Source organism: Bacillus vallismortis (assembly GCF_040784915.1).
GTDB lineage: Bacteria > Bacillota > Bacilli > Bacillales > Bacillaceae > Bacillus > Bacillus subtilis_G.
Map to the genome: position 1 here is coordinate 3,334,330 of NZ_CP160797.1, position 22,376 is coordinate 3,356,705.

Below are 22,376 nucleotides of genomic sequence, written 5' to 3' on the forward strand. Positions count from 1 at the left end.
GATATTTGATCAGCCTGGCTTTTTTATTAGAGATATTGATCAAACCATGAGCTGATATAATTTAGGCGCTTGATCCGCTGCCCCGGGTGTCCGCTGCGTGACAAATTGTGCGACGCTTTTGGAAAACGGACGAGCATGGTGTCCTTGCCCATTTTTTTCAAGGCGATAAATAGTTGCTCCGCCTGCTCAATCGGGCACCGGTCATCTCGCTCGCCATGCAGAATCAATAGCGGTGTCTCCACGTTTGCTGCGTATTTTAAAGGGGAACGGTCCCAGAGCTTTTCTGTGTCTGCAAACATGTCATGCTCAAGCTGCCAGTCTGTGAAGAAATAGCCGATATCACTGACGCCGTGAAAGCTGACCCAATTTGATATCGAACGCTGGGTGACGGCGGCTTTAAAGCGATTCGTCTGTCCAACGATCCAGTTGGTCATAAAGCCTCCATAGCTTCCGCCCGTGACACCTACCCGCTCAGGATCAAGCTGCGGATCTCGTTTGATGGCCTCATCCACTGCCTGCATCACATCCTCATAATCCTTTCCTCCATAATCTCCTCTGACGGCATTCACGAATTCCTGGCCGTAGCCGTGGCTTCCTCTCGGATTGATATACACTACCGCGTATCCTTTCGCCGCCAGCACTTGAAATTCATGAAAATATGTATGCCCGTACATCATGTGCGGACCGCCGTGTATGTTGAGAATAAGAGGATATGATGTTTCCTCTTCAGTCTGTGCAGGCTTCATCAGCCAGCCGTTCACCGTCACGCCGTCTTCTGTGACATATTGAATATCTTCAGGTATTGACATCGTATGCTCGCCGACAAACTTGTCATTCACGCCAGTCAGGCGTTTCTCTTTCTGCCCAAGCGGGATGCTGTAAAGCTCACTCGGTCTGTCCGGCTTTGTCACACTCGCAATAAAGTGTTGTTCGTCAGGTGAAATGGAAAAACTATTGATGTACTCTTTTTCGATACGAATCGGATACACAAGGCCTTCAATAGATATATAGTAGATTCCCGTACTGCCTTGATCTGTGCCGATGACATAAAACCCTTGGCTGTCTTTTGTCCAAACCGGGCGCTGCTCGGCACCTCCGATCAATGAATCTCCAATGAGCGCATCCGCTAAATGAACGTCAAGCATTTCAGTCAGACATGTAAGGCGGTCTTGTTCGAGATCATAAAGCCACGCCTTTTCGAGCGTTGCATTCTGATATTCCTGTTCATGCCCAAGCAAAGCAAGATACCTTCCGTCCGGTGAAAATGAGCTTGGTCCGAATGAGCCGCGATGAGACGTAATCACCTTGAAATCCCCAGTCTCGAGCGACATCATGCAGACGTCATGCAGCTTGCTGGCATCATCCGCTTCCGTCAGATCAGCTGAGAAAACAAGCGATTTGCCATCAGGAGAAAAAGCAGGATCACCGTGATCAGCTTTGCGGTTTGTCAGCTGCTTTACCTCGCCACTCTTCAAGTTGACAAGCACTAGTTGGGCATACGCACCTCTTGTCAGCCCTTTACCGTCCCGTTTATAGGAAAGGCCTTGCACTTCCACAGGTTCAAAGCTGTCCGGCTCTTTTTTCTTTTGATCATCAATCCTTTCCTCCCCTCCCAAACTGACAGTGACAAGCACCGACTCGCCATCCGGGGACCATACCGGCTTTGACACGCCATACGGTATATTCGTCAGCTTTCTCGCTTCTCCGCCTTCAGCGCTCATGAGATAGAGCTGTGCTATATCGTCTTCACGATCAGAAATAAAGGCAAGCGTACGCCCGTCCGGAGACCATCTTGGGTCCGTACTCTGCTTTTCTCCATATGTCCAAGGAACAGACCCGCCGGTTTTCGTTTCATAAACCCATATATTTGATGTATACGAATCTTTCTCTTGATTCACTTGCGACTGCACGTATGCGGCACGGCTGCCGTCTGGGACGTATTGAGGATCGGTCACAGAGACAATCGCTGTGATGTCTTCTGCGGTTATCAGCTTTTTCATATTCATCTCCTCCTTTTTACATGTATTTCGTTTTTCTAAATAAAAACTCCTTTATCTCCAGCAGAAAAAAAGCGTCCTCCGCTGACGCTGAGGAACGCTTGGCATATTCTATACACTTTTTACTTGATATAAAGGATTTCGCTCTATTATACTTCCCTCTTTTGGAACGGTCAAAGCGTCTACTTCGCAATGAGGGAAATGAAGCGTGAGCTGCTCTTTCAGCTTTGCTCCCTTTCCTTTTTCAGTCATCACGAGAATCGTCGGGCCTGCTCCGCTGAGAGCCGTTCCATATGCGCCCTTCATCTCGGCGACGTGTTCTACTTTTGACAATTCGGGGACAAGCATCGCCCTGTACGGCTGATGGAACATATCCTTCTTCATGATTTTCCCGACAAGCGGCCAATCCTTGGACATGATCGCAGCAACGAGCAAATTGCTGACGGCACTTGCTTTTACAGCGTCCGCATACGGAAACTCTTTCGGAAGCACGTCTCTTGCGTCCCTTGTCAGCACCTCGTAAAAAGGAATAACAACGACAATGTCAATGTCAGCATCCGGGACACGGATCATTTGTGTCTCGTCATCTTCATGCAGGCCGATGACAAGCCCGCCAACGAGAGAAGCGCCCGCATTATCCGGGTGTCCTTCTTCAAGGCTGGCTAAATGCAGCTTGTCCGCTTCAGACAGCTTTAAGCCGCATAATTCATCAGCCAGTTCAATGGCCGCTACAATCGCCGCGGCGCTGCTGCCAAGGCCGCGAGCGAGCGGGATATCGCTCCATACCTTCACATGGACAGGCGGCATTTCTTTTCCGTACAAATCTGCTGTCCGTTTTGCCACTTGATAGATCAGATTATCTGTACCCGCCGGAATTCCGGCGACTGTTTCTGTTTCAGCTTCAAAAGACCATTTGTCGCTTCCAAAGACGGTCAGCTTCAAATACCTGCTGAGCGCCATTCCGACTGAATCAAAACCCGGGCCTAGGTTAGCCGTGCTTCCGGGAACAGTGACCGTGAACAGCATGCCGGCTTCGTTCATACACGGGCCGCTCCTTTTAAATATTCAAGAATGCTGTCTTCATCAGTCGGCAATGTGACCGGCTTGATTTCTGAAATGTCGACCGCTGTGTTCGGATCTTTCAGTCCGTTTCCTGTTAAAACAGCGACGACCTTGCTGCCTTTCGGAATGTCTCCGGACTTCACCTGTTTCAACACTCCTGCGATAGACGCGCAAGAACCCGGTTCTGCAAACACACCTTCTTCACGGGCGATCAGCTGATACGCGTGAAGGATTTCATCATCAGTGACTTCGTCAATTTTCCCGTTGGATTCCTCAGCTGCCTTTACAGCTTTGTCCCAGCTTGCAGGGTTTCCGATACGAATGGCTGTCGCTATTGTTTCCGGATTTTCAATTACTTCATTGCGCACAATTGCCGCCGCGCCTTCCGCTTCAAATCCGCGCATTTTCGGAAGGCCAGTGCCGTTTTTCTCATGATATTCCTTGAATCCCTTCCAGTATGCCGTAATGTTTCCTGCGTTTCCGACCGGGATGGCCAAAACATCCGGCGCTTCTCCCAGCTGTTCGCACACTTCGAAGGCAGCTGTTTTTTGGCCTTCAATACGGTAAGGATTAACTGAGTTGACAAGGGCAATCGGTGATTTCTCACAGATGGAGCGGACAATTTTAAGCGCATCGTCAAAGTTTCCGTCAATAGCGATAATTTCAGCTCCGTACATGACAGCTTGAGCCAGTTTTCCAAACGCGATTTTGCCGTTCGGGATGATCACGATGCATTTCATGTTAGCGCGGGCTGCATATGCAGCCGCAGCAGCGGAAGTGTTTCCTGTAGACGCGCACATAATCGTGTCGTTGCCTTCTTCTTTTGCTTTCGCCACAGCCATGACCATTCCGCGGTCTTTAAATGACCCTGTAGGATTGATGCCTTCCGTTTTGACATGAAGTTCAATTCCCAGCTGTTCAGACAGCTTCGGCAGGTAAATAAGAGGTGTGTTTCCTTCATGTAAAGTAAGCGCCGGTGTTTGATCTGTTACAGGTAAAAATTCTTTATATTGATGGATTAGTCCTTTCCACATTAACTCCAACCGTTCCCTTCTACACGATATGTGCTTTTGACTTCTTGAACGACTTCCAAATCATTTAGGTTTTGCAGGATATCACTGAAATCAGCTTCTGATGTATGGTGCGTGACAATCACGATTTCTGCTAACTCATCATGGCCTTTAATCGGCAGCTGAAGGATCTTTTCAAAGCTCACGCCCCGTTCTGAGAAGACAGACGTAATTTTCGAGAATGAACCGACCTGATCTTTAACATGAATTCTTAAAAATTGCTGCGCGTAAATGTCTGACGGAGACTTCATGTTTTTCTCGTATTGCGGCCCAACAAAGCTGTTGCCGGTTACGCCGAGGCGCATATTTTTCATGACGGCGACAAGATCAGAAACAACGGATGTCGCAGTCGGCATGCTTCCGGCTCCCGGTCCGTAGAACATCGTCTCACCGACAGCCTCGCCGTATACGTAAACGGCGTTAAACTCATTATGCACAGCAGAAAGCGGATGGTGGTCAGGAAGCAGTGTCGGCTGTACGCTGACTTCAATTTTGCTGCCGTCACGCTGCGCAATCCCGATCAGCTTCATCGTATAGCCGAGGCGTTTGCTGAAGCTGATGTCCTCGTCTGTAATTTGGGAGATTCCCTTTACTTTGACGTCGTCGAGATCCACGTTCATCGAGAAGCCGAGGCGCGCCAATATCGCCATTTTTCTTGCGGCGTCAAGCCCTTCCACGTCTGAAGTCGGATCAGCTTCGGCAAAACCGAGATCCTGCGCTTCCTTGAGCACTTCCTCGTAAGGGCTTTTTTCTTTGATCATTTTTGTTAAGATAAAGTTCGTTGTTCCGTTCACGATCCCCATCATTTTTGTAATCCGGTCTGATGAGAGGCCTTCCTCTAACGTGCGCAGAATCGGAATCCCGCCGGCAACACTGGCTTCAAAGTAGATGTCACAGCCATTTTCCTTCGCTTCCGCAAGCAGCTCGGAACCGTACACAGCCATTAAATCCTTGTTTGCTGTGACAACATGCTTTTTGGATCTGAGCGCATCGACCAAATATTGTTTTGTCTGCTCCACTCCGCCAATTACCTCGATAACGACATCAACATCTGGATCATCGATGACATCATACACTTCTGTCGTGAGCACTTCCTTCGGCAAGTCTACTTCTCTCTTTTTCTCTAGATCTTTTACAAGCACTTTTTTTATCGTAACCGGACAGCCGACTTGATGCATCAGCTTATCCTGATGGTCTTGAATAATTTTAACGACACCGCTTCCGACGGTACCTAAACCTAAAAGCCCTACACGAATCGCTTTCAAAAAAACTCCACCTTTCGTTTAATTGTCCTCTCAAAAAAGACAATTGTTAACTCAACACAGACATATAAGTTACAAACATTATATAAGCCCGCTCTTGTTTTGACAAGATAGCAATAGGCTGAATTTTACGAATGTAAACGCTTAACCTACTGATATGACAAGATTCTTTATTTTCTAATTATTTTTGTCAGATTTTCTCCTCATCCGCGGCTTCCTTTGCCGAGCCAGCTTACGCGGGGAACAAATGGCTTCTGCGCCCGCATATTCATGAATTCCTGTGCTGTATTAAGAAATTGTTCATAGCGTCCGCAATCATTCAGAATGAAGTCAAGCTGCTCTTCATAATAATGCTTTTCTGATTCTGATGACATGTAGTAGCTCTCCACGATTTCAAAATAATGAAGCGGAAAGAGCAGACGGCTGTACAGGAGACGTTTTGAAAACGAAGACAGCGGTGTGATTTTCTCGTATTCCTGTAAAAAGAGAAAGCCCTGCTGATTAAAATCTTGTCTGTGATGCAAAAACGTATGCCTCATATACTCAGCCAAATCGCGTGAAGCGTGGTCAAATACCCAATCCGCAGGAATCCTGATCAAAGATTCGGATGACCACGTATGTCTTTCCATCCGCTGATGGCATATCGTTCCAGAATCAGCGGCTTGGGGTTTGTCATCCAGCTCAGTGTCCACTAAATATTGTATCGCGTTTTCTGACAGTCCTAAATAATATGGAAATGATTCGATCATTTTTTTGTCGAATGGCTCGTGCGGAGGAGTTTGAACCTTTCGCTGCCAAAACACTTCCAGCTGATCAATGCGTTTTCCCCACAAATCTTTCCACTGGCCGATTCTTCCGGCTGCTTTCACTTCATACGGGTACCCTCTGCCTTTTCGGTGAAATTCAGCCAGTTCCGCCCCAATGGAGAACGCCCGGTTTGAATAAGGTGGTGCCGCTTTTAGCAGAGCGTACGTTTTTCCCTCATGTTCAAATGTCAGCTCACCTTGTTTTGTAAAGATAAAAATCGGAACGTATGGGTCACTTTGTTCTTGTAAATACTGACTCATGTAATAAAGCTCCGCCAACTCTGTATCTGAGAATTGGGAAACGGGGACAATCAGAAAGAATGAATTCGGTGTCTGAAAGCATTGATATGTGTGTTGATACATGGAAAGCTGTCTGATATGAATACCATATTTTTCTTTTATTGTGCCTTTCACCATGATCACCTGCCTATTGAATTAGGGCTCATCACATCGTAGTCATACACGTCCGGAATTATGAATACATATTTTAATCCGACGAAGACGCAAGAAAAAGTCGTAAACATCTCAAATATTTTGTATAAACTAGTAAAAAAGATTGGGTGAAACTGATGTCAGAAAACGAACAAATCAGCCAGATGGAAGCAAAAGCAAGAGCACGGATGAAGGAGCGCGGCGTTGAGGTGTCAGACATTGCCGAGCTAGTCTTTTTCCTGCAAAAAAAATATCATCCGGATTTACACATTGATGAATGCACGTTGAACGTCAATCGCGTTCTCGCAAAACGCGAGGTGCAAAACGCAATTTTAACGGGCATTGAATTGGATGTTCTTGCTGAGCAGAAAAAACTGTCTGAACCAGTGCAAACGATGCTGGAAACAGATGAAAGTTTATATGGAGTGGATGAGGTTCTGGCATTTTCCATCGTGAATATTTACGGATCAATCGGGTTTACGAACTACGGTTACATCGATAAAGAAAAACCCGGAATCCTTAAACATTTGAATGATAAATCAACCGGCGAATGCCATACCTTTCTAGATGACATCGTCGGAGCGATTTCCGCGGCGGCCTCAAGCAGGCTCGCACACCGCGCGCGGCACACAGAATAAGGGCACCCTTTTGGGGCGCCCTTTTTTAAATGTATGGAATCCATTCAGTCAGTGAGTCAATGGCGTAAGCCGGTTTTTCCAAATCGTCTGTCATATGCTCTCTTTTTGTTACGCCTGTGTGCACAAGCAGCGTATCCATACCGGCGTTAATGCCGGCCATAATGTCCGTCGCGTAGTTGTCGCCGACCATGAGTGTTTCGGACACATCCGTTCCGAGAACGCGCATCGCCTGCTCCATAATGATGGATTCCGGCTTGCCGATAAATACCGGCTGTACGCCTGTGGATACGGTTAATACAGATGTCAGCGAACCGTTTCCAGGCAGGAGGCCTCTTTCGGTGGGGATCGCAATATCTCCGTTTGTGGAAATAAAGCGGGCGCCATTTCTGATGGCCAGGCAGCCGACAGCAAATTTTTCGTATGTAATGGAACGGTCAATACCAACAACGACAAAATCCGCGTTTTCCCCGCCAAACGTCAGGCCGTTTTCTTCAATCGCCTGACGGATTCCTTCTTCCCCGATCACATACACAGACGCGTCTTTTTTCTGCTGGGCGATATGCTGGGCAGTCGCCATGCTGGTCGTGAAGACCTGCTCTTCCGTTGCAGGAATATCAAAAGACACGAGCTTGTCCGCCACCTGCTTCGGTGTGCGCGAAGAGTTGTTTGTCACGAAAAGATAAGGAACGCCGCGCGCTTTCAGCGTTCTGACAAATTCACACGCTTCCTCGATTTTTTCCGTGCCATTGTACATTGTTCCGTCTAAATCAATTAAATACCCTTTATATGTTTTCATGTCCAACACTCCTGTGGCTTTCCAGTTGTTATTTAAACGCGGAAACAGGGCCAAGCTCTGTTTCCAAGTAGCTTCTGATCCGTTTCGGGAAGTCTTGAAGAGCTGTCTGATGCGCCGTGATCAGCCTGTAAAGCTCGGCGCTGTCAGCGAGCAGGTACTGCTGAACCAATGTTTTGCGGTAGGCGATCAATTTCTTGAGCTCAGTTCCCTCTTTTTCCGTGACAACTTTTTCATCAACAAGTATGTCCATAATGTCATTATAGCTGCCCGGGTCCCGCATAATAAAACCGTCAATCATGTCATTGCCTGTATCCAGAATGCACTCGATTAAGAGATGGCCTATACGATCAAGCGCCAGTCTCTCGATTTCAGACTGCCAATCTCTTTGTGAGTTAAAAAGCGCCAGCTGGTGCTCAAAGAACCCGAGTGTTTGCTCGATCTTGTTTCTGTCAACAAAATACATGACAGCATCCCCTTTGTGTATGTTTATTTTCTGATCCGTTTCAAGACAAAATACGCACAGCCGAAATTGCAGTATTCGTAAATGTATTCATCTAGTGTGCTGATTTTCGTTTCGAAGGTTGCCTTTTGATTCTGGTCGTCAAAGAAGCCCTTGAGCCTGAGCTGACCGTACCCCCAGTCTCCCACAATATAATCGTATTTATTTAAAATATCGGAGTAGCGGGCTTTAAAAGCCTCTTCGTTGAAGCCTTCTTTGAAATTGTGCACCAATTCAAATTCGGCATTTTGAATAAGAATCATGATCTCACCTCTTTTTCACTCATTCCTATCATAATTCATTGCCCCGTCCCCATCAATTGCTAAAGAATAAATCATGCGATTTGGCTACCCTACATATGAGGAGGGATTTATATATGAAACGAACTGCTGTCAGTCTCTGCCTGTTGACTGGGCTTTTATCCGGGTGCGGAGGCGCAGGATTTGATAATGCCGAGCAAAACGCCCAAAATCAGACGCAGAATCAAACCAGACCCATTCATGTGTCTGACCGCAACGAGGCTTTTAACCGGCATGATAAGAACGAACAATTTGGCTATGTCCGCTATCAAAAAGAACAATTCGACGGCGAACAGCAGCAAGCACCGGTGATGAACCGGAAAGAAACCGCTCACATGATATCAAGTTTAACGGTTCAGCTCCCCCATATTCAAGAGGCTGCAACGCTGGTGACCGATCAAGAAGCGCTTGTCGTATACAAAACCGATTCCAAAAACCGCGAGCTGACGGCCGATCAGGTGAAAAAAACAGCCGCTTCAGTGATTCCGCGATACTATCATGTGTATATTTCCGATAACCCAAACCATATGCAGTCCATCGAAAATGACAGCCATATCGGCTCCGGTTCCAGAAATATCAGAGAGAACATGTCGAGGACGATTGAAGAAATGAAAACCTCTCCGCAAGGAAGCCCTGTCTCAGAGAATGAAAATGCCAACGGAGAAACCCGCCAGGACATGAAAATCAATAGGAATGACAAAAACGCCAGATGATCTGGCGTTTTGGCATTATGCTTGTGCTTGGCGCTTTTTAGATGCTTCGTTCACCTGTTCATCGGCATGGTAAGATGAACGGACAAGCGGACCGGCTTCACAGTGGCTGAAGCCTTTTTGCATCGCGATTTCCTTTAATTCTGCAAATTCGTCAGGGTGATAGTATTTTTGGACTTTCAAGTGTTTCTTCGTCGGCTGCAGATATTGGCCGATTGCCATAATATCCACGTTGTTTGCCAAGAGGTCGTCCATAACTTCAATAATTTCCTCTTTCGTTTCACCGAGTCCGATCATGATGCTTGATTTTGTCGGAATATCAGGCTGCATTTCTTTCGCACGGCGCAAAAATTCCAGTGAACGGTCGTACGTCGCGCGCGCGCGGATTCTTGGCGTCAGGCGGCGAACCGTTTCGATATTGTGATTCAGGATGTCTGGGCGTGTATCCATCAAGGTTTTCAGGTTATCGTAGTTTCCGCCCATATCAGACGGGAGCACCTCAATTGTCGTGAACGGGCTTTTTCTGCGGATCGCACGGACCGTTTCCGCGAAAATGCCAGCTCCGCCGTCTTTCTGGTCGTCACGCGCAACAGCCGTAATGACCGCGTGTTTCAGATTCATAAGGGCGACAGAATCCGCTACGCGTTCCGGCTCTTGCAGATCAAGCTCAGTTGGAAGGCCCGTTTTGACAGCACAAAAACGGCATGCTCTTGTGCAAACAGAACCTAAAATCATAAATGTCGCTGTACGTCTGACCGCCCAGCATTCATGAATATTCGGACATTTAGCTTCTTCGCATACGGTATGCAGGTTGTTTTCCCGCATGAGTTTTTTGAGCCCTGTATAGTTTTCATTTGTATTTAATTTGATTTTGAGCCATTCGGGCTTTCTGAGGTGTTCGTCTTTCTTTGCCAATTCCCATCATCTCCAATATCCAATATACTCAAATTTCTGGCACGAAACATTCTGAAAACGAGAAAGGTGCAGGTTTTTTTTCTGCAGCATAAATCATGTTTTTCTAACTAAAGAAAGTCTTTTCTTTAGACACTTTAACATAGGAAAAATTTCTCGACAAGGGAAGATGATTACTGACATTTTTAAGCCGGCTTGCCGCAAACTATGTGTATTCAATATGAAAGGAGATTATTTTTGTGAAAGTTTTGTTATCCGCTCTTCTTCTCCTTTTGTTTGCGTTTGAGCCTTCTGCGTTTGCAAAAAAGCTTTCTGATTCAGTGCTGTCGAAACGGATGGAATTATATCATAAAGTCGAGGCTGTGACGCAAATTCCTTGGTATGCGCTCGCCGCAGTAGATCAATACGAGGAAAATGTGCGAAGCAACCGAAAAGACCTGCCTGACAAAGCGGGAATTATCAGCATCTATATACCCGATGAAATCTGGAGCGGACCTGAAAACCCGAATCCGAAAGACGATGCGCCGTTGAGCATTAAAGTGTTTGACGGAATCGGTATGGATGGTGACGGTGACGGGAAAGCCGAGGTCAGCAATGATGACGATATTTTGTATACATTCAGCCAATACTTGCTGTCGTATGGCACAGATGAAAACAACATCCGCATCGGGCTTTGGAATTATTACCGGCGTGACCAGACGGTGGGGATCATCTCTGAATTCATGAAGCTGTTTAAAACTTACGGGCATATTGATCTGGACGAGCATGCGTTTCCGCTTCCGATCAGAACCGATTACAGCTATCGAAGCACGTGGGGAGATGCACGCGGCTTCGGAGGGAGACGGATTCATGAAGGCACGGATATTTTTGCCCGTTACGGCCTTCCGGTCAGATCCACCTGTTACGGCGTAGTTGAAATGAAAGGCTGGAACCGCTTTGGCGGATGGAGAATCGGCATCAGAGACATTAACAATACGTATCATTATTTTGCCCATCTTAATGGCTTTGCCAAAGGGATAAAAGCAGGGCAAATCGTTGAGCCCGGCCAAGTGATCGGGTCAGTCGGCAGCTCAGGATACGGCCCGCCGGGAACCGCCGGGAAGTTCCCGCCGCACCTTCACTACGGCATGTATAAAGATAACGGAAAAACCGAATGGTCGTTTGATCCATACCCGCATTTGAGAGCGTGGGAGCGTTATGAGTACAAAAAAAAGAAATAACGAAAAGCCGCCTCTAAAACAGGCGGCTTATTGACTGCCTTTTTCACTTTTCGAATCGGCACCGTCCTCTTCTTCGCTGCTTGGAAGCTGGACAGAAGGGGTGACACCTGAGCCGCCGCTTCCGTTATAAAACTGCGGCACTTCGCCCTGTACTGCTTTAATCGATACAGGAACGTTATTTGTGATGACAGCGGTTTTGCTTGCAAACGGAATGATAACCTTCACTTTAATTTCGACAAAGATGCTGATATCAATAAGTGCATTATTAATGCCATACGGCTTGATTTTGGTTTTGACATCTGTAAAAGCGTCACCGATTAAATTGAACCGGACCGGTATTTTTGGCCCCAGGTTTCCGAGGAGACTGTTGCCTGTTACCTGTCCCAGCGGAATGTTGATCATTATATTCTCACTGGCCCCGCTGTGCCCGGTGTGGGTTTCCATCTCTTTCAAATGAGCCTGAAGCTGCTTTGTCACTTTTGTTTTCACACTGTTTATAACCTGTGTATTAAAATCGATTGTCGTTAATTTTCCGTTTTCATCAGAATTCATTTGAAACATATCTTTCATATTTTCACTGTCAGACATATAATCCTCAATTGAATCCTGAATCACCTCTGTCGCTATACGCTTCGTTTCCATCTCGCCGATGCTCATTAAAACAGGTTTAATCGAGCCATTGATCATCCAGAGGCTGACTGTTGTCGAAAGGATAAAAAAGGCAACCGACAAGAGCAGCACGTACCGGAAAGGCAAAGGTCCTCTCTTGCGAAAAGGGCCGCGATATCTTGGCAAGAAAATCCCCCCTTACATATCACAATGTATGCTTGTAAGAGGGGACATAGTAATAGCCGGGCCAAATTATTTTATTTCACCATTTTTAAAAGCGCTTCTCTGCCGCTCATGCCGGCATGGATGCCGAGATCTTCCGCGGCGTACGTGACGGATTCTAAAGGTGCGTCTAACAGCTGGTCAATGGTGCGTACCCCAACTGCGCGCCCCGCCACAATGCCCCGCTCCTTTAATTTTTCATTCAGCAGCGCCACATCAAGCGCCCCGCACATAATGTATCCATGGTCATTAGTGACCGCCATAAAATTTGTTTTTGGAAGCTTCACTGTCACAGCTGTAAAAGGCTGTCCTTCTATCATGATTGGTGTCAGATTTACCACGTCAACCTCTCCCTTCATTCATCACTTTATGATGAAGGGCAGAGCTTGTTGTGGGCTGACCTCCTTATTGCGCGAGCTTCCATGCGAGCAGATCCCGCAAAAACTCCGGCATAAAATATTCTTTTTCTGGGGCGTCGCGGATGATCGGGAACAGTCTGCCGAGCGTAAACATGTCAAGCACGGCAACGGAGTATTGTTTATGTTTATCAATCTCTTCCCCGTTCAGCGTGACGCGTGTGACATGCGTGATCCCGTCATCCAGCCGTTTCGTTTCTACATCAACACCCGCGTATACCATTTTCCCCATTACTTCTCCGCGGAAACCGAGCCCTTTGATCCGGAGCTGCTCCATTTGTTCGGAAGCCGCATGGACAATGGTCTCTTTCAGTTCTTCTCCCGTCAGGCGGACAGCCACCGGGTTGATCGGATGGGGACAGATGCGGTGCAGATCCAGCTTCGTCACAGGGCCCTCTCTCAGCGGACCGAGAATGACACCGGAATTCACCATACTCATGTCCGTCCCGCACCATTCCTTTAGCGCGAATGCCAAAAGCAAAGGCAGCTCTGATTCTTCAAACCACTTCACCTCAGCATCTTGCGCAAGCTCCGCAACGGCGTCGGACAACTTATCTTCGGCTTCACGTTCTTTTTCATGAAGAAACGCTTTTGTTTCTTCGGATTCTCCTGTCCATTCCGCCATGTTCTGCACAGACGCTGTTTTGCTGATGATGCTTCGCTGTACGCTGTCGACTGTGATTTCTACACAGCCGACATAATGTCCGTATTTCTCGGCGCTGGCAAGCAATACGCCGTTTACCACTTGTCCATCTTCAAGCAAATGATGGGTGTGCGATTCGAGGATCACATCAATCTCAGGGACCGCTTCAGCCACTTTCTGATCATCAAGAATGCCTAAATGCGACAGCAGAACGATGATGTCGGCCTGCCCTTTCACTTCCTGAATGGTTTCCTTTACGCTTTCAAGGGCATCAGTTACTGTCCATCCCAGCTTGTCATAGACAGGATAATACGGCACGGTTACGCCTAAGATAGCAATGTGCATACCGTTTTTCAATGATTTGATATGGTAAGGAACCGCCCAGGATGGACGGTTACCGTTTTTGTCATATAGATTGGAGACGATAACGGGAAATTCAGCATGATGATATAAGGCAGCGAGCTCTTCATGCGGAAGCGTGATCCCTTCGTTATTGCCGATCGTCGCTCCATCAATATGAAGACGGTTTAAGAGATCGACATTCGCTTTTCCGAAAGTCGCCTCTGTCACGAAATGAAAACGATCAAGATGATCGCCAATATCAAAAACGAGCGTCTCTCCGCTGTCTGATTGACGCTCTTTTCTTTTCTGCTCGATATAATCTACAATTTTCGGCCAGTTTTCAAAATGGCTGTGCAAATCATTGGTATGATATAAGCGGAGCTTCTCTTTCATATTATCTCTCCCTAATCGTTCAGCTGAAAATGCCTTCATAAATGAGCTGGCAGCCGATCAAAATCAACACGATCCGCATGATCATCACGATCGTTTTCGTCTTCATTTTTCTGTTGATGGCGGCGCCAAGCTTTCCGCCGATCCAAGCGCCGGGCACAAGCGCGAGGGCGTACAGCCAATTGACGTGCCCGGAAATAATATGTGAAACAGACCCTGTCATTGAGGACAGGAATATAATAAACATGGACGTTGCCACCGCAACCTTCGGCGGAAACAGGAATAACAGCATCATCGCCGGAACCATGAGCGATCCGCCGCCTATTCCGAAAAGCCCGCCTAAAAAGCCGACAACAAAAGCAATCGCAATGCCGACAGGGGCCTGATATGAATACGTATAAGGCTCACCAGCCTCATCCTGAAATGTCCGAATCATTCCTTTATGAGCTTTGTTGACCGGCCGGGCTTTCGCTTTCAGCATTAAGGTTAATGAAATCAGAATCATAAAAATGCCAAACCAAATGGAAAACGAGTTTGAATTGAACAGCTTTGACACGTAAGCCCCGAGAATACTGCCGGGCCCTGAACCGATAAAAAATATGAGCCCGCTTTTATAATCAACGGTTTTATATTTAATATAAGCCAAAGTTGAAGAAAGACCCGTAAAAATAATGACCAAAAGCGAAGTTCCAATCGCAACCTGCGGCGTCACATCTTGATACAGCGGCGTCACTGTGCTCAAAAACATCAGAGACGGAACGATGACAATTCCGCCGCCAAGCCCAATCAGGCTTCCTACCGTACCTGCAACTAATCCCAGTACGGCCAAAATCACAAACGACATCAAACAAAACCTCTTTTCTAAAATAAATCGAGCTGTCTCGGAGCAAGTCCGCTATACTCGATATCAAGCAGTTCAAGCATCTGCTTGCCGTTATCCGCGGCGTCTCCGCCGGAATTGTTATTGAACAGGACAAAAACATCCTTACATTGCTGCTGTAATTCATTCAGATGGTTTTTCCAATCCGCAAGCTCCTGTTGATTGTAGCGGTATAAGTACCGGACCTCCCGCCAGTTTTTCCCGCCATCAGGCTTCATCCAGCCCTGCTTGTTGCGTCCGTGAAACCTGACAAGCGTTTTGTTTTCATCGGTCACGCGCAGCACAGTCGGCACGCTGCCTTCTCCGATTTGCGGTTCATCACAGACACTGTGAATCCAGCCTTCCGCTTTCATAAATGAAAGCGTCTGCTCATAAAATGGCGGCGAGAACCAGGAGCGGTTTCTGAATTCAAGCGCGCATGGGATATCGCCCATTTGGTGCTTGCACCATCTCAAATAAGCGACATTCTCCTTCTTGCAGTCAAACCACGGCGGAAATTGAAACAGCACCATGGCGAGCTTATTGCTATGTAAATATGGCGTTAAAGACACCTTAAACGCGTCAAACATCTCCTCTTTTGAGTCAAAGGGAATGTCGCCGCGCTGATGCCCCGTCATGCCCTGATACGCTTTCACGATAAATTGGAAGGTTTCCGGCGTTTCCTTCACCCACTTTTCATTATTTCGCGCCGGCTGAATCGCGTAAAAGCTCGCGTCTAATTCAACGATCGGAAAATGGGAGGAATAGGCCTGCAATTTTTTCTGGCTGGCCGTTTTCGGCGGATAGATGCTGTCATGATCCCCCCATCCCGTCAGTCCGATATAAATCACAATCATTCACCTCTCTTCCAGTTTATCACACGTGTTTTCAGGTTTCCTCGGAAATGCTATTCATGTAGCGGGAAAACGCTGAACAAAGATGCTGATATTGTTCCTCATTCGTATCTAAGAACGCCTCTTCCCTTGAGGAAGGAATATGCTGATAGTTAATAGGCGCCTGGAACTGTTCACTCGTAAAGTCATACACCACGCCGTTGATGCAGTTATAAAAATGCCAGCTCTCACCGACTTTTGTTTTGAAAATGTCGCCGCCGAATTGATCCTGAATCACCAATGCCGTCACATCGCATTGGCCGCATGCCGGGCATTCTTTTGTCCATTTAGAGCTCGTATGGCACGACCAAGATTGCTTTAATATGTATTTGACATGCTCCATTTCCGCCGCCTCCTTTTAAAAAAGATACCACTTTGATTGCATTTTAAAAACTGATCAGATTCTTTGTATGATATATTAGTGGTAATGAATGCATCTGGAGGCGAATCATGAAAATTAACCTGCTTACGATTGGTACGAGGGGCGATGTACAGCCTTTTATCGCATTGGGCAAAGAATTATCCAGCCGCGGTCATCATGTGACGATTTGCACTGAAGACGCGTTCAAAGATCTAGCGGAGAAAAACAGGCTCTCCTTTTCAGCCATCAGAGCCGATTACGCAGATTTGACGCAATCAGAAGAAGGGAAAAACATGCTGAAAGGAAATCCGATATCAATCGTCAGACAACTGAAAACCGTCATTTACCCAATGATGGAACAAATGTTAGACGATATTTGGACGGTCGCTCAAGATGCCGATGCAATCATTTATCATCCTAAAGTATTTGGCGGTTATGATCTTGCCGAAGCCCTGCACATCCCCGCCTTTATCGCTCACCCCGTTCCTGTTATAGCTCCCACCCGCCATTTTACAAATCCTGTCCTGCCATTTGCCATGCGGAGCGGAACGCTTAACAGGGCCAGTTTTAAAATCAATCGATTATTAACCGCATCATTTTTTTCGCTGGTTAACAAGTGGAGACATGAGACACTCGGCCTGTCTGGTAAACGTTCTGTTTTTAAGGATGATTCCGTACTGAATGGAAAGCATATTCCTGTTCTGTATGGATGCAGCCCTTCCATCATTCCCTTTGACCAACAATGGGAAGGTCATGTTTCAATGAAGGGATTCTGGTTTTTAGACGAAGATGCCTGGACCCCTCCACCTGAGCTGTTGCATTTTTTAGAAGCGGGGCCGCCTCCTTTTACCGTTAGCTTTAGCAGTATGCCATTACGAAACCCGGATCACATACTGAACATGCTTCAGCAAGCATTCAAAGAAGCCGGGCAGCGCGCCATTTTGCTGACGGGCTGGAGCGGGATCAAACGGACAACAGATTCACCTCATATTTTCACAGCCGGGTCCATGCCTCACAGCTGGATTTTTCCTCAATCACGAGCAGTCATTCATCATGGTGGCGCCGGGACTACGGCCGCGGCATTGAAAGCTGGCAAACCAATGATAATATGCCCATTCTCTGGGGATCAGCCTTTTTGGGCAAGAAAAATGCGAGACATCGGAGTGGCTGCTGCCCCTCTGAAAGAAAAAAAGATGTCAGTTGAAGCCTTCGTTTCCAGAATCCACGAACTGGTCTCCAACCATACGTATTCTCAACGGGCTTCTGAAGCTGCAGCTCTTATTAAAAAAGAAGATGGAGTAAGACATACTGCGGACTTTATTGAAGAAAAACTAGAGGAAAAAACCCCGGCAACATAAAATCTGCCGGGGTTTTTTACGATGGAACGACCATGGCTCCGTCATTTGCTCTTTCTGCTTTGTCCCTGCCGCTGTACACGCACCGGCCTTTACTGTATGTGGCCGAAATGCGGCAGGGAAATGTATGTCCTTCGTAAAGGCTTAGCTTATGCTTTGCAAACATCGATTCTCTCGTGACAGTGTACGGCTCCATGCCGACGAGGACAAAATCCGCATCACATCCCTCTTCAAGCCGCCCTTTTTGCTGCAGGCCGAATCGTCTCGCAGGGGCTGCCGCTGTCCATTCAGCGATGGTTTCAAACGGAATCTGATGCTCAAGCGCCAGTTCCAGCATTCCTAATAAAGTGAACTGCCCGCCGCTGATTCCGCCCCATGATAAAAACAAATTATCCTCCCGCTTTAAGGACGGACGGCAAGGAGAATGGTCAGAGGAGACCATGTCAATATGCCCCGCAATGAGCGCCTCGATCAGCGCCTCCTTTGATTGCGGTGAACGGAGCGGGGGCGCGCATTTTGCGGCAGAGCCCTTTTCACGTAAATCATCGTGGCTGAACAAGAGATAATGCGGGCATGTTTCGACCGAAACATCAAGGCCTTCCTGTTTCGCCTCCCTGATCAGCCGAACCGCTTTCGCCGTGCTGATATGGACAAAATGAACCGGACACCCCGTCGCCTTCGCATACTGTATCGTGCGATATACCGCTTCAGCTTCGGCTTCCTCCGGGCGGGAGGCGGCGTACGCATCCGCATCCACCCTTCCTTTATTGGCCAAAACCATCTGCAAATAGCTTGTGATCGCGTCACTCTCCGCGTGAAGAGCGAGAATTTTTCCTGCAGCCGCGATTTCTGCCATGCCTTTGAGCAATGTCCGTTCATCAACAGAGGTGAACTCGTCTGTGCCTGATTTTGATAAAAACGCTTTAAACCCGATCGCTCCCGCCTCGGCCATTGGGCGGATGTCCTCGATATGGCCGGGCACGAGGCCGCCCCATAGCGCAAAATCCACGGCTGATTTTTGCCTGCCGAGTTCTGCTTTTGCGAGAAGATGTTCTGCCGTCACGGTTGATGGAATGCAATTGAGCGGCATATCAAAATAAGTGGTGCAGCCGCCTGCGGCCATCATTTGAGAACCTGTTTCAATCCCCTCCCAGTCCTCTCTGCCCGGTTCATTGAAATGAACATGGCAGTCTACCGCACCCGGAAACACATATTGTCCGCTGGCCTGTACAACAGCTGTCCCGCCTGCTTCAATGGCAGATCCAATCTCGGCAATGATGCCGTTTCGCACTGCAATATCAGCTTCTTTCACGCCACTTGGCGTAACTGCTTTCGCACCTTTTATCACCATATCGTAATTCATACTGATCCCCCCATGTCAGGATGACGATTTTTTATGTCAGTTTATGTCACACAACCCGTTCTATTTTGAATAGTTTACTGCTACTATGATCGTATTACATCAGCAAAACCGCTAGAATTTCTATTGAAAATTATTCATCTTAACTAATGTTTTTATAGAAAAGGAGAATGCGCTATGAATATTTTAGATGTGATGAAAATACCGGCTTATGAAAACGCCCATTTAATCGCGGGAAAAGCAGGAGGAGAAAGAGAGGTTCAGCATGTCAATATGATGGATGCTCCGGATATCGCAGACTTTCTGCATAAAAATGAATTGCTCGTCACCACCGCCTATCACCTGAAAGATCATCCGCACCAGTTATCAAAACTGATTCAGCAAATGGCAAAACGCGGCTGCGCGGGCCTAGGCATTAAAACAAAACGCTACCTAGAGGATATCCCGAAGGAAATTATCGAGCTGGCCGATTCATACGCGTTCCCGATTATTGAGCTTCCCGAACACATCCGCCTCGGCGATATTGTGAATGCCACACTCAGCCATATTCTCGATATGCGTTCTAACGAGCTGCGGCAAGCCATTTACGCGCACAAAAAATTCACAAACCACATTATGAGCGGCAAAGGGCTGCAATCTCTCCTCAAAAAGGTGTCAGACCTCCTTCAGCTTCCCGTACTGCTGCTTGACCAGCATGCTAAAATGCTGTCTGCTTCCCATCAGATTTCATTTGAAACCGAAAAGCTGAAAGGAACCCTGAATACCATATCAGGGCCGTTTTTCACTTGTTTCTCTGCGGTCTCGGACCAGAAAACCTATTCTGTCCTTCCTATTTATAATCACGAAAAAAACTGCGGCTACCTGCTGATACTTGACATGGTGCAGGCCGGCGACAAAGGATTGGTTCTCACGATTGAACAAGCGGCCAACGTGATTTCTTTTGAACTGCTGAAGGAAAATGCGCTGAAGCAATACGGGCGGCGGGCGCGCAATGAGTTTTTCAGCAATTTTATTGAACGGTCATTTTCTTCAGACGAGGAAATCAAAAACCGGGCGAAGGAATTTAAGCTGCGCTGGGATCAAAAATATATGTGCATCGCCGGAAAACTCGACCGAAATGACGAATCGATCAGCTTTACAGAAAATCAGCTCGCCTCCGACAGCGTATTCGAGTTTCTTGAAGGCGAATTATCGGCCTTCCCGTTTCCGCCCCATCTCTTTATTAAAGGAAATGTCGGCATTATTCTGATCGAAGCGACAGACAGCTGGAGTGAAATGCACGCCTCAGTGATCAGCTTTTTAGAGCAGTTCCAAACACAAGTCAAAGCTCAATTTAAACGGACTGTGTCCTTTGGCATCAGCAATATATGCCAAAAGCTCATTGATATTCCCGACGCTTTCACAGAGGCATCTGATGCCCTGCAATCAGGGCATTTGTCAAGAAGCACGGCGTTTATTCAGGTGTATCACGCCAAAGATGTGCCTGAGCTTCTTCGCCTGCTCCCGGTTGAGGATTTGAAGAAATTTTATCACTCGACACTTCAAAGCCTCGCTGAAAAACAGCAGGAGGATCAAAGCCTGCTTCATACGCTGTCCGTCTATTTAGAGACACACTGCCAAATTTCCGAGACGGCAAAGCGTCTGTACGTTCACCGGAATACGGTCATCTACCGCCTTGAAAAATGTGAGGAACTGCTGGGCAAAAGCTTAAAAGACCCTGACACGACGATGCGTTTGCGGCTTGCCTTGCGGATGCAGCGGCTGATCAGCTAACACCCGTCATATTTTCTTACAAACTAAATCGATTTTCGTCACTTTCAGCAATAACACCTGTCTTTTTCGGCTACTGTATCCAAGGACACCCGACAATCGGCACGCTATCATGTTACTAAAGTTCACATATAAAAGAAGGGACTATGGTGAAACAAAAATCGTTTGCGGTTTTTTCTCTTGGCCTGCAGCATGTGCTGGCCATGTATGCAGGTGCGATTATGGCGCCCCTGCTTGTCGGCAGGGCGCTGAACTTAACAACAGAACAACTTTCTTACTTGTTGGCGATTGACCTGTTAACATGCGGCGCCGCGACGCTTTTGCAAACCTTGCGCGGCGCATACATCGGCATCGGGCTTCCCGTCATGCTCGGCAGTCTGGTGAGTATGTGATGGAGTTCCATGCACGGGATTATTTTGCGAGTCAAAAAGTGAGCATGGCAGACCAGCCGTTTTTAACCATTGTCACCGTCCGATTTCAACTTGCAGATCCAGACGCTGATTATCACATCCGGCTTTTGCTGTCGCCGTTTGGTTATCAGGTGTATAAGAGGAGTTAGAAAAGGAAGTCCGCCGATGAGGCGGGCTTCTATATGAACTTTATAAACTTTTCACGTTTGATTACGGTCAAGTGAAACAACATCAAAAATAATGATTACGCCTTTTTAAATTCATACAGGCATTCTCCTCTTTGAATTTGTTTTTGCGTTTCAATCATTGTTTGATGACACTTTTTTCACTTGACAAAACACACAGCTAAATCGAAAGAGATGTATTCACTGCTGTTTGAGCATGGATGAAAGCCGTATCAAATAATGGCACTTTAGAATCCTCTGCCTTTACTAATAAACCAATTTCAGTGCATCCGAGAATAATCCCTTCTGCTCCCCGATCTACCAAATGATTGATCATCTTCTTATACATGTTTCTGGACGACTGTTTGATTTCCCCCAAACATAGTTCCTGATAAATAATATGATTGATTAATTCTCTTTCCTCATCACTAGGCACAATGACATTGATATCGTGAGACTCAATACGTGATCTATAAAAATCTTGTTCCATCGTATACTTAGTACCAAGTAATCCTACCGAACGAATACCTTGTCTAGTGATTTGATCGGCAGTTGCATCTGCAATATGTAAAATAGGGATAGTGATCATTTCTTGGATATAGCCAATTACTTTATGCATGGTATTTGTACATATTACTATAAAATCTGCACCGGCTTTTTCTAATGATCTCGCAGCTTCCCCTAAAGCTGCACCGGCTTGATCCCAAGCCCCTTCGGACTGATAGTGTTCAATCTCCTTAAAATCAACACTGTATAAAAGGCATTTCGCCGAATGCAGTCCCCCTAATTTCTTTTTTATTTCCTCATTAATGATTCGATAATATTCAGCTGAAGATTCCCAACTCATCCCGCCAATAAGACCAATCGTTTTCATATAAC

General features: G+C 46.8%; 22 protein-coding genes and 2 pseudogenes. 7 read left to right on the forward strand and 17 right to left on the reverse strand.

Going from position 1 to position 22,376, the window contains the following annotated elements:
• Positions 1 to 26: 26 nt before the first annotated feature.
• The 5 genes from ABZM97_RS16670 to cotNH all read right to left on the reverse strand — a co-directional run bounded on the left by ABZM97_RS16670 (position 27) and on the right by cotNH (position 6,614).
• Complete coding sequence (locus tag ABZM97_RS16670) at positions 27 to 2,000, reverse strand: prolyl oligopeptidase family serine peptidase (protein ID WP_367387002.1); 1,974 nt, start codon at positions 1,998 to 2,000, stop codon at positions 27 to 29.
• Positions 2,001 to 2,108: 108 nt separating this feature from the next.
• A complete protein-coding gene (gene thrB / locus ABZM97_RS16675; protein WP_087993321.1) occupies positions 2,109 to 3,038 on the reverse strand; it encodes a homoserine kinase in 930 nt (309 codons plus the stop codon).
• Positions 3,035 to 4,093, reverse strand: a complete 1,059-nt coding sequence (gene thrC, locus ABZM97_RS16680; protein WP_087993343.1) for a threonine synthase — start codon at positions 4,091 to 4,093, stop codon at positions 3,035 to 3,037. Before thrC ends, thrB begins: the two co-directional genes overlap by 4 nt.
• Complete coding sequence (locus ABZM97_RS16685) at positions 4,093 to 5,394, reverse strand: homoserine dehydrogenase (protein WP_087993322.1); 1,302 nt, start codon at positions 5,392 to 5,394, stop codon at positions 4,093 to 4,095. The genes thrC and ABZM97_RS16685 overlap by 1 nt, the downstream gene beginning before the upstream one ends.
• Positions 5,395 to 5,594: 200 nt before the next feature.
• On the reverse strand, positions 5,595 to 6,614 hold the full coding sequence (gene cotNH / locus ABZM97_RS16690; protein ID WP_202328122.1) for a spore coat-associated protein CotNH: 1,020 nt from the start codon (positions 6,612 to 6,614) through the stop codon (positions 5,595 to 5,597).
• A gap of 152 nt (positions 6,615 to 6,766) precedes the next feature.
• Between cotNH and ABZM97_RS16695 the strand changes: the two genes are divergently transcribed.
• Entirely contained in the window at positions 6,767 to 7,267 is a 501-nt protein-coding gene (locus ABZM97_RS16695) for a phosphatidylglycerophosphatase A (protein WP_087993324.1), read from the forward strand.
• Positions 7,268 to 7,292: 25 nt separating this feature from the next.
• On the opposite strand, the gene nucF is transcribed toward ABZM97_RS16695, so the two are convergent.
• The 3 genes from nucF to ABZM97_RS16710 are packed head-to-tail and all read right to left on the reverse strand — an operon-like array spanning position 7,293 to position 8,825.
• Complete coding sequence (nucF, locus tag ABZM97_RS16700) at positions 7,293 to 8,063, reverse strand: 5' nucleotidase NucF (protein WP_087993325.1); 771 nt, start codon at positions 8,061 to 8,063, stop codon at positions 7,293 to 7,295.
• Between the two features lie 28 nt (positions 8,064 to 8,091).
• Positions 8,092 to 8,526 (reverse strand): DUF86 domain-containing protein, encoded by a 435-nt coding sequence (locus tag ABZM97_RS16705; protein ID WP_087993326.1) that lies wholly within the window; start codon positions 8,524 to 8,526, stop codon positions 8,092 to 8,094.
• A gap of 23 nt (positions 8,527 to 8,549) precedes the next feature.
• Positions 8,550 to 8,825 (reverse strand): YutD family protein, encoded by a 276-nt coding sequence (locus ABZM97_RS16710; RefSeq protein WP_087993327.1) that lies wholly within the window; start codon positions 8,823 to 8,825, stop codon positions 8,550 to 8,552.
• Positions 8,826 to 8,938: 113 nt separating this feature from the next.
• Between ABZM97_RS16710 and ABZM97_RS16715 the strand changes: the two genes are divergently transcribed.
• Positions 8,939 to 9,574, forward strand: coding sequence for a YhcN/YlaJ family sporulation lipoprotein (locus tag ABZM97_RS16715; RefSeq protein WP_253268550.1), 636 nt, complete (start codon positions 8,939 to 8,941; stop codon positions 9,572 to 9,574).
• Between the two features lie 15 nt (positions 9,575 to 9,589).
• Here the strand turns inward: ABZM97_RS16715 and lipA are convergent, their stop codons facing one another.
• Complete coding sequence (lipA, locus tag ABZM97_RS16720) at positions 9,590 to 10,486, reverse strand: lipoyl synthase (protein WP_087993329.1); 897 nt, start codon at positions 10,484 to 10,486, stop codon at positions 9,590 to 9,592.
• A gap of 236 nt (positions 10,487 to 10,722) precedes the next feature.
• Between lipA and lytH the strand changes: the two genes are divergently transcribed.
• Complete coding sequence (gene lytH, locus ABZM97_RS16725) at positions 10,723 to 11,703, forward strand: L-Ala--D-Glu endopeptidase (protein WP_087993330.1); 981 nt, start codon at positions 10,723 to 10,725, stop codon at positions 11,701 to 11,703.
• Positions 11,704 to 11,730: 27 nt separating this feature from the next.
• Here the strand turns inward: lytH and yunB are convergent, their stop codons facing one another.
• From yunB to ABZM97_RS16755, 6 genes are all read right to left on the reverse strand, one after another.
• Positions 11,731 to 12,498: a sporulation protein YunB gene (gene yunB / locus ABZM97_RS16730; RefSeq protein ID WP_202328120.1), complete on the reverse strand. Its 768-nt coding sequence runs from the start codon at positions 12,496 to 12,498 to the stop codon at positions 11,731 to 11,733.
• A 71-nt stretch (positions 12,499 to 12,569) separates the two neighbouring features.
• Positions 12,570 to 12,875, reverse strand: a complete 306-nt coding sequence (locus tag ABZM97_RS16735; RefSeq protein ID WP_003240935.1) for a YunC family protein — start codon at positions 12,873 to 12,875, stop codon at positions 12,570 to 12,572.
• A gap of 64 nt (positions 12,876 to 12,939) precedes the next feature.
• Positions 12,940 to 14,328 carry a bifunctional UDP-sugar hydrolase/5'-nucleotidase gene (locus ABZM97_RS16740; protein ID WP_253268551.1) on the reverse strand — a complete coding sequence of 463 codons (1,389 nt, stop codon included), beginning with the start codon at positions 14,326 to 14,328 and terminating at the stop codon, positions 12,940 to 12,942.
• A gap of 19 nt (positions 14,329 to 14,347) precedes the next feature.
• The gene (locus tag ABZM97_RS16745) at positions 14,348 to 15,169 is read right to left on the reverse strand and encodes a sulfite exporter TauE/SafE family protein (protein ID WP_087993333.1); all 822 of its coding nucleotides are present in this window, start codon (positions 15,167 to 15,169) and stop codon (positions 14,348 to 14,350) included.
• 17 nt (positions 15,170 to 15,186) lie between these two features.
• Complete coding sequence (locus tag ABZM97_RS16750) at positions 15,187 to 16,035, reverse strand: DUF72 domain-containing protein (RefSeq protein ID WP_202328237.1); 849 nt, start codon at positions 16,033 to 16,035, stop codon at positions 15,187 to 15,189.
• Between the two features lie 37 nt (positions 16,036 to 16,072).
• Positions 16,073 to 16,420, reverse strand: coding sequence for a hypothetical protein (locus ABZM97_RS16755; protein WP_253268552.1), 348 nt, complete (start codon positions 16,418 to 16,420; stop codon positions 16,073 to 16,075).
• A gap of 107 nt (positions 16,421 to 16,527) precedes the next feature.
• Here ABZM97_RS16755 and ABZM97_RS16760 point away from each other — a divergent pair, with 107 nt between their 5' ends.
• Positions 16,528 to 17,796, forward strand: a complete 1,269-nt coding sequence (locus tag ABZM97_RS16760) for a glycosyltransferase (protein WP_253268553.1) — start codon at positions 16,528 to 16,530, stop codon at positions 17,794 to 17,796.
• 16 nt (positions 17,797 to 17,812) lie between these two features.
• Here ABZM97_RS16760 and ABZM97_RS16765 read toward each other — a convergent pair whose 3' ends face one another.
• The gene (locus ABZM97_RS16765; RefSeq protein WP_087993335.1) at positions 17,813 to 19,156 is read right to left on the reverse strand and encodes an allantoinase; all 1,344 of its coding nucleotides are present in this window, start codon (positions 19,154 to 19,156) and stop codon (positions 17,813 to 17,815) included.
• A gap of 174 nt (positions 19,157 to 19,330) precedes the next feature.
• Here ABZM97_RS16765 and pucR point away from each other — a divergent pair, with 174 nt between their 5' ends.
• From pucR to ABZM97_RS16780, 3 genes and pseudogenes are all read left to right on the forward strand, one after another.
• Positions 19,331 to 20,926, forward strand: coding sequence for a purine catabolism transcriptional regulator PucR (gene pucR / locus ABZM97_RS16770; RefSeq protein ID WP_253268554.1), 1,596 nt, complete (start codon positions 19,331 to 19,333; stop codon positions 20,924 to 20,926).
• A gap of 146 nt (positions 20,927 to 21,072) precedes the next feature.
• Positions 21,073 to 21,297 (forward strand): annotated as a pseudogene (locus tag ABZM97_RS16775) (solute carrier family 23 protein); the annotation flags it as partial.
• Positions 21,298 to 21,299: 2 nt separating this feature from the next.
• Positions 21,300 to 21,482: pseudogene (locus ABZM97_RS16780) on the forward strand (hydroxyisourate hydrolase); the annotation flags it as partial.
• 196 nt (positions 21,483 to 21,678) lie between these two features.
• On the opposite strand, the gene ABZM97_RS16785 reads toward ABZM97_RS16780, so the two are convergent.
• Positions 21,679 to 22,371 carry an aspartate/glutamate racemase family protein gene (locus ABZM97_RS16785; protein ID WP_087993337.1) on the reverse strand — a complete coding sequence of 231 codons (693 nt, stop codon included), beginning with the start codon at positions 22,369 to 22,371 and terminating at the stop codon, positions 21,679 to 21,681.
• Between the last annotated feature and the right edge of the window lie 5 nt (positions 22,372 to 22,376).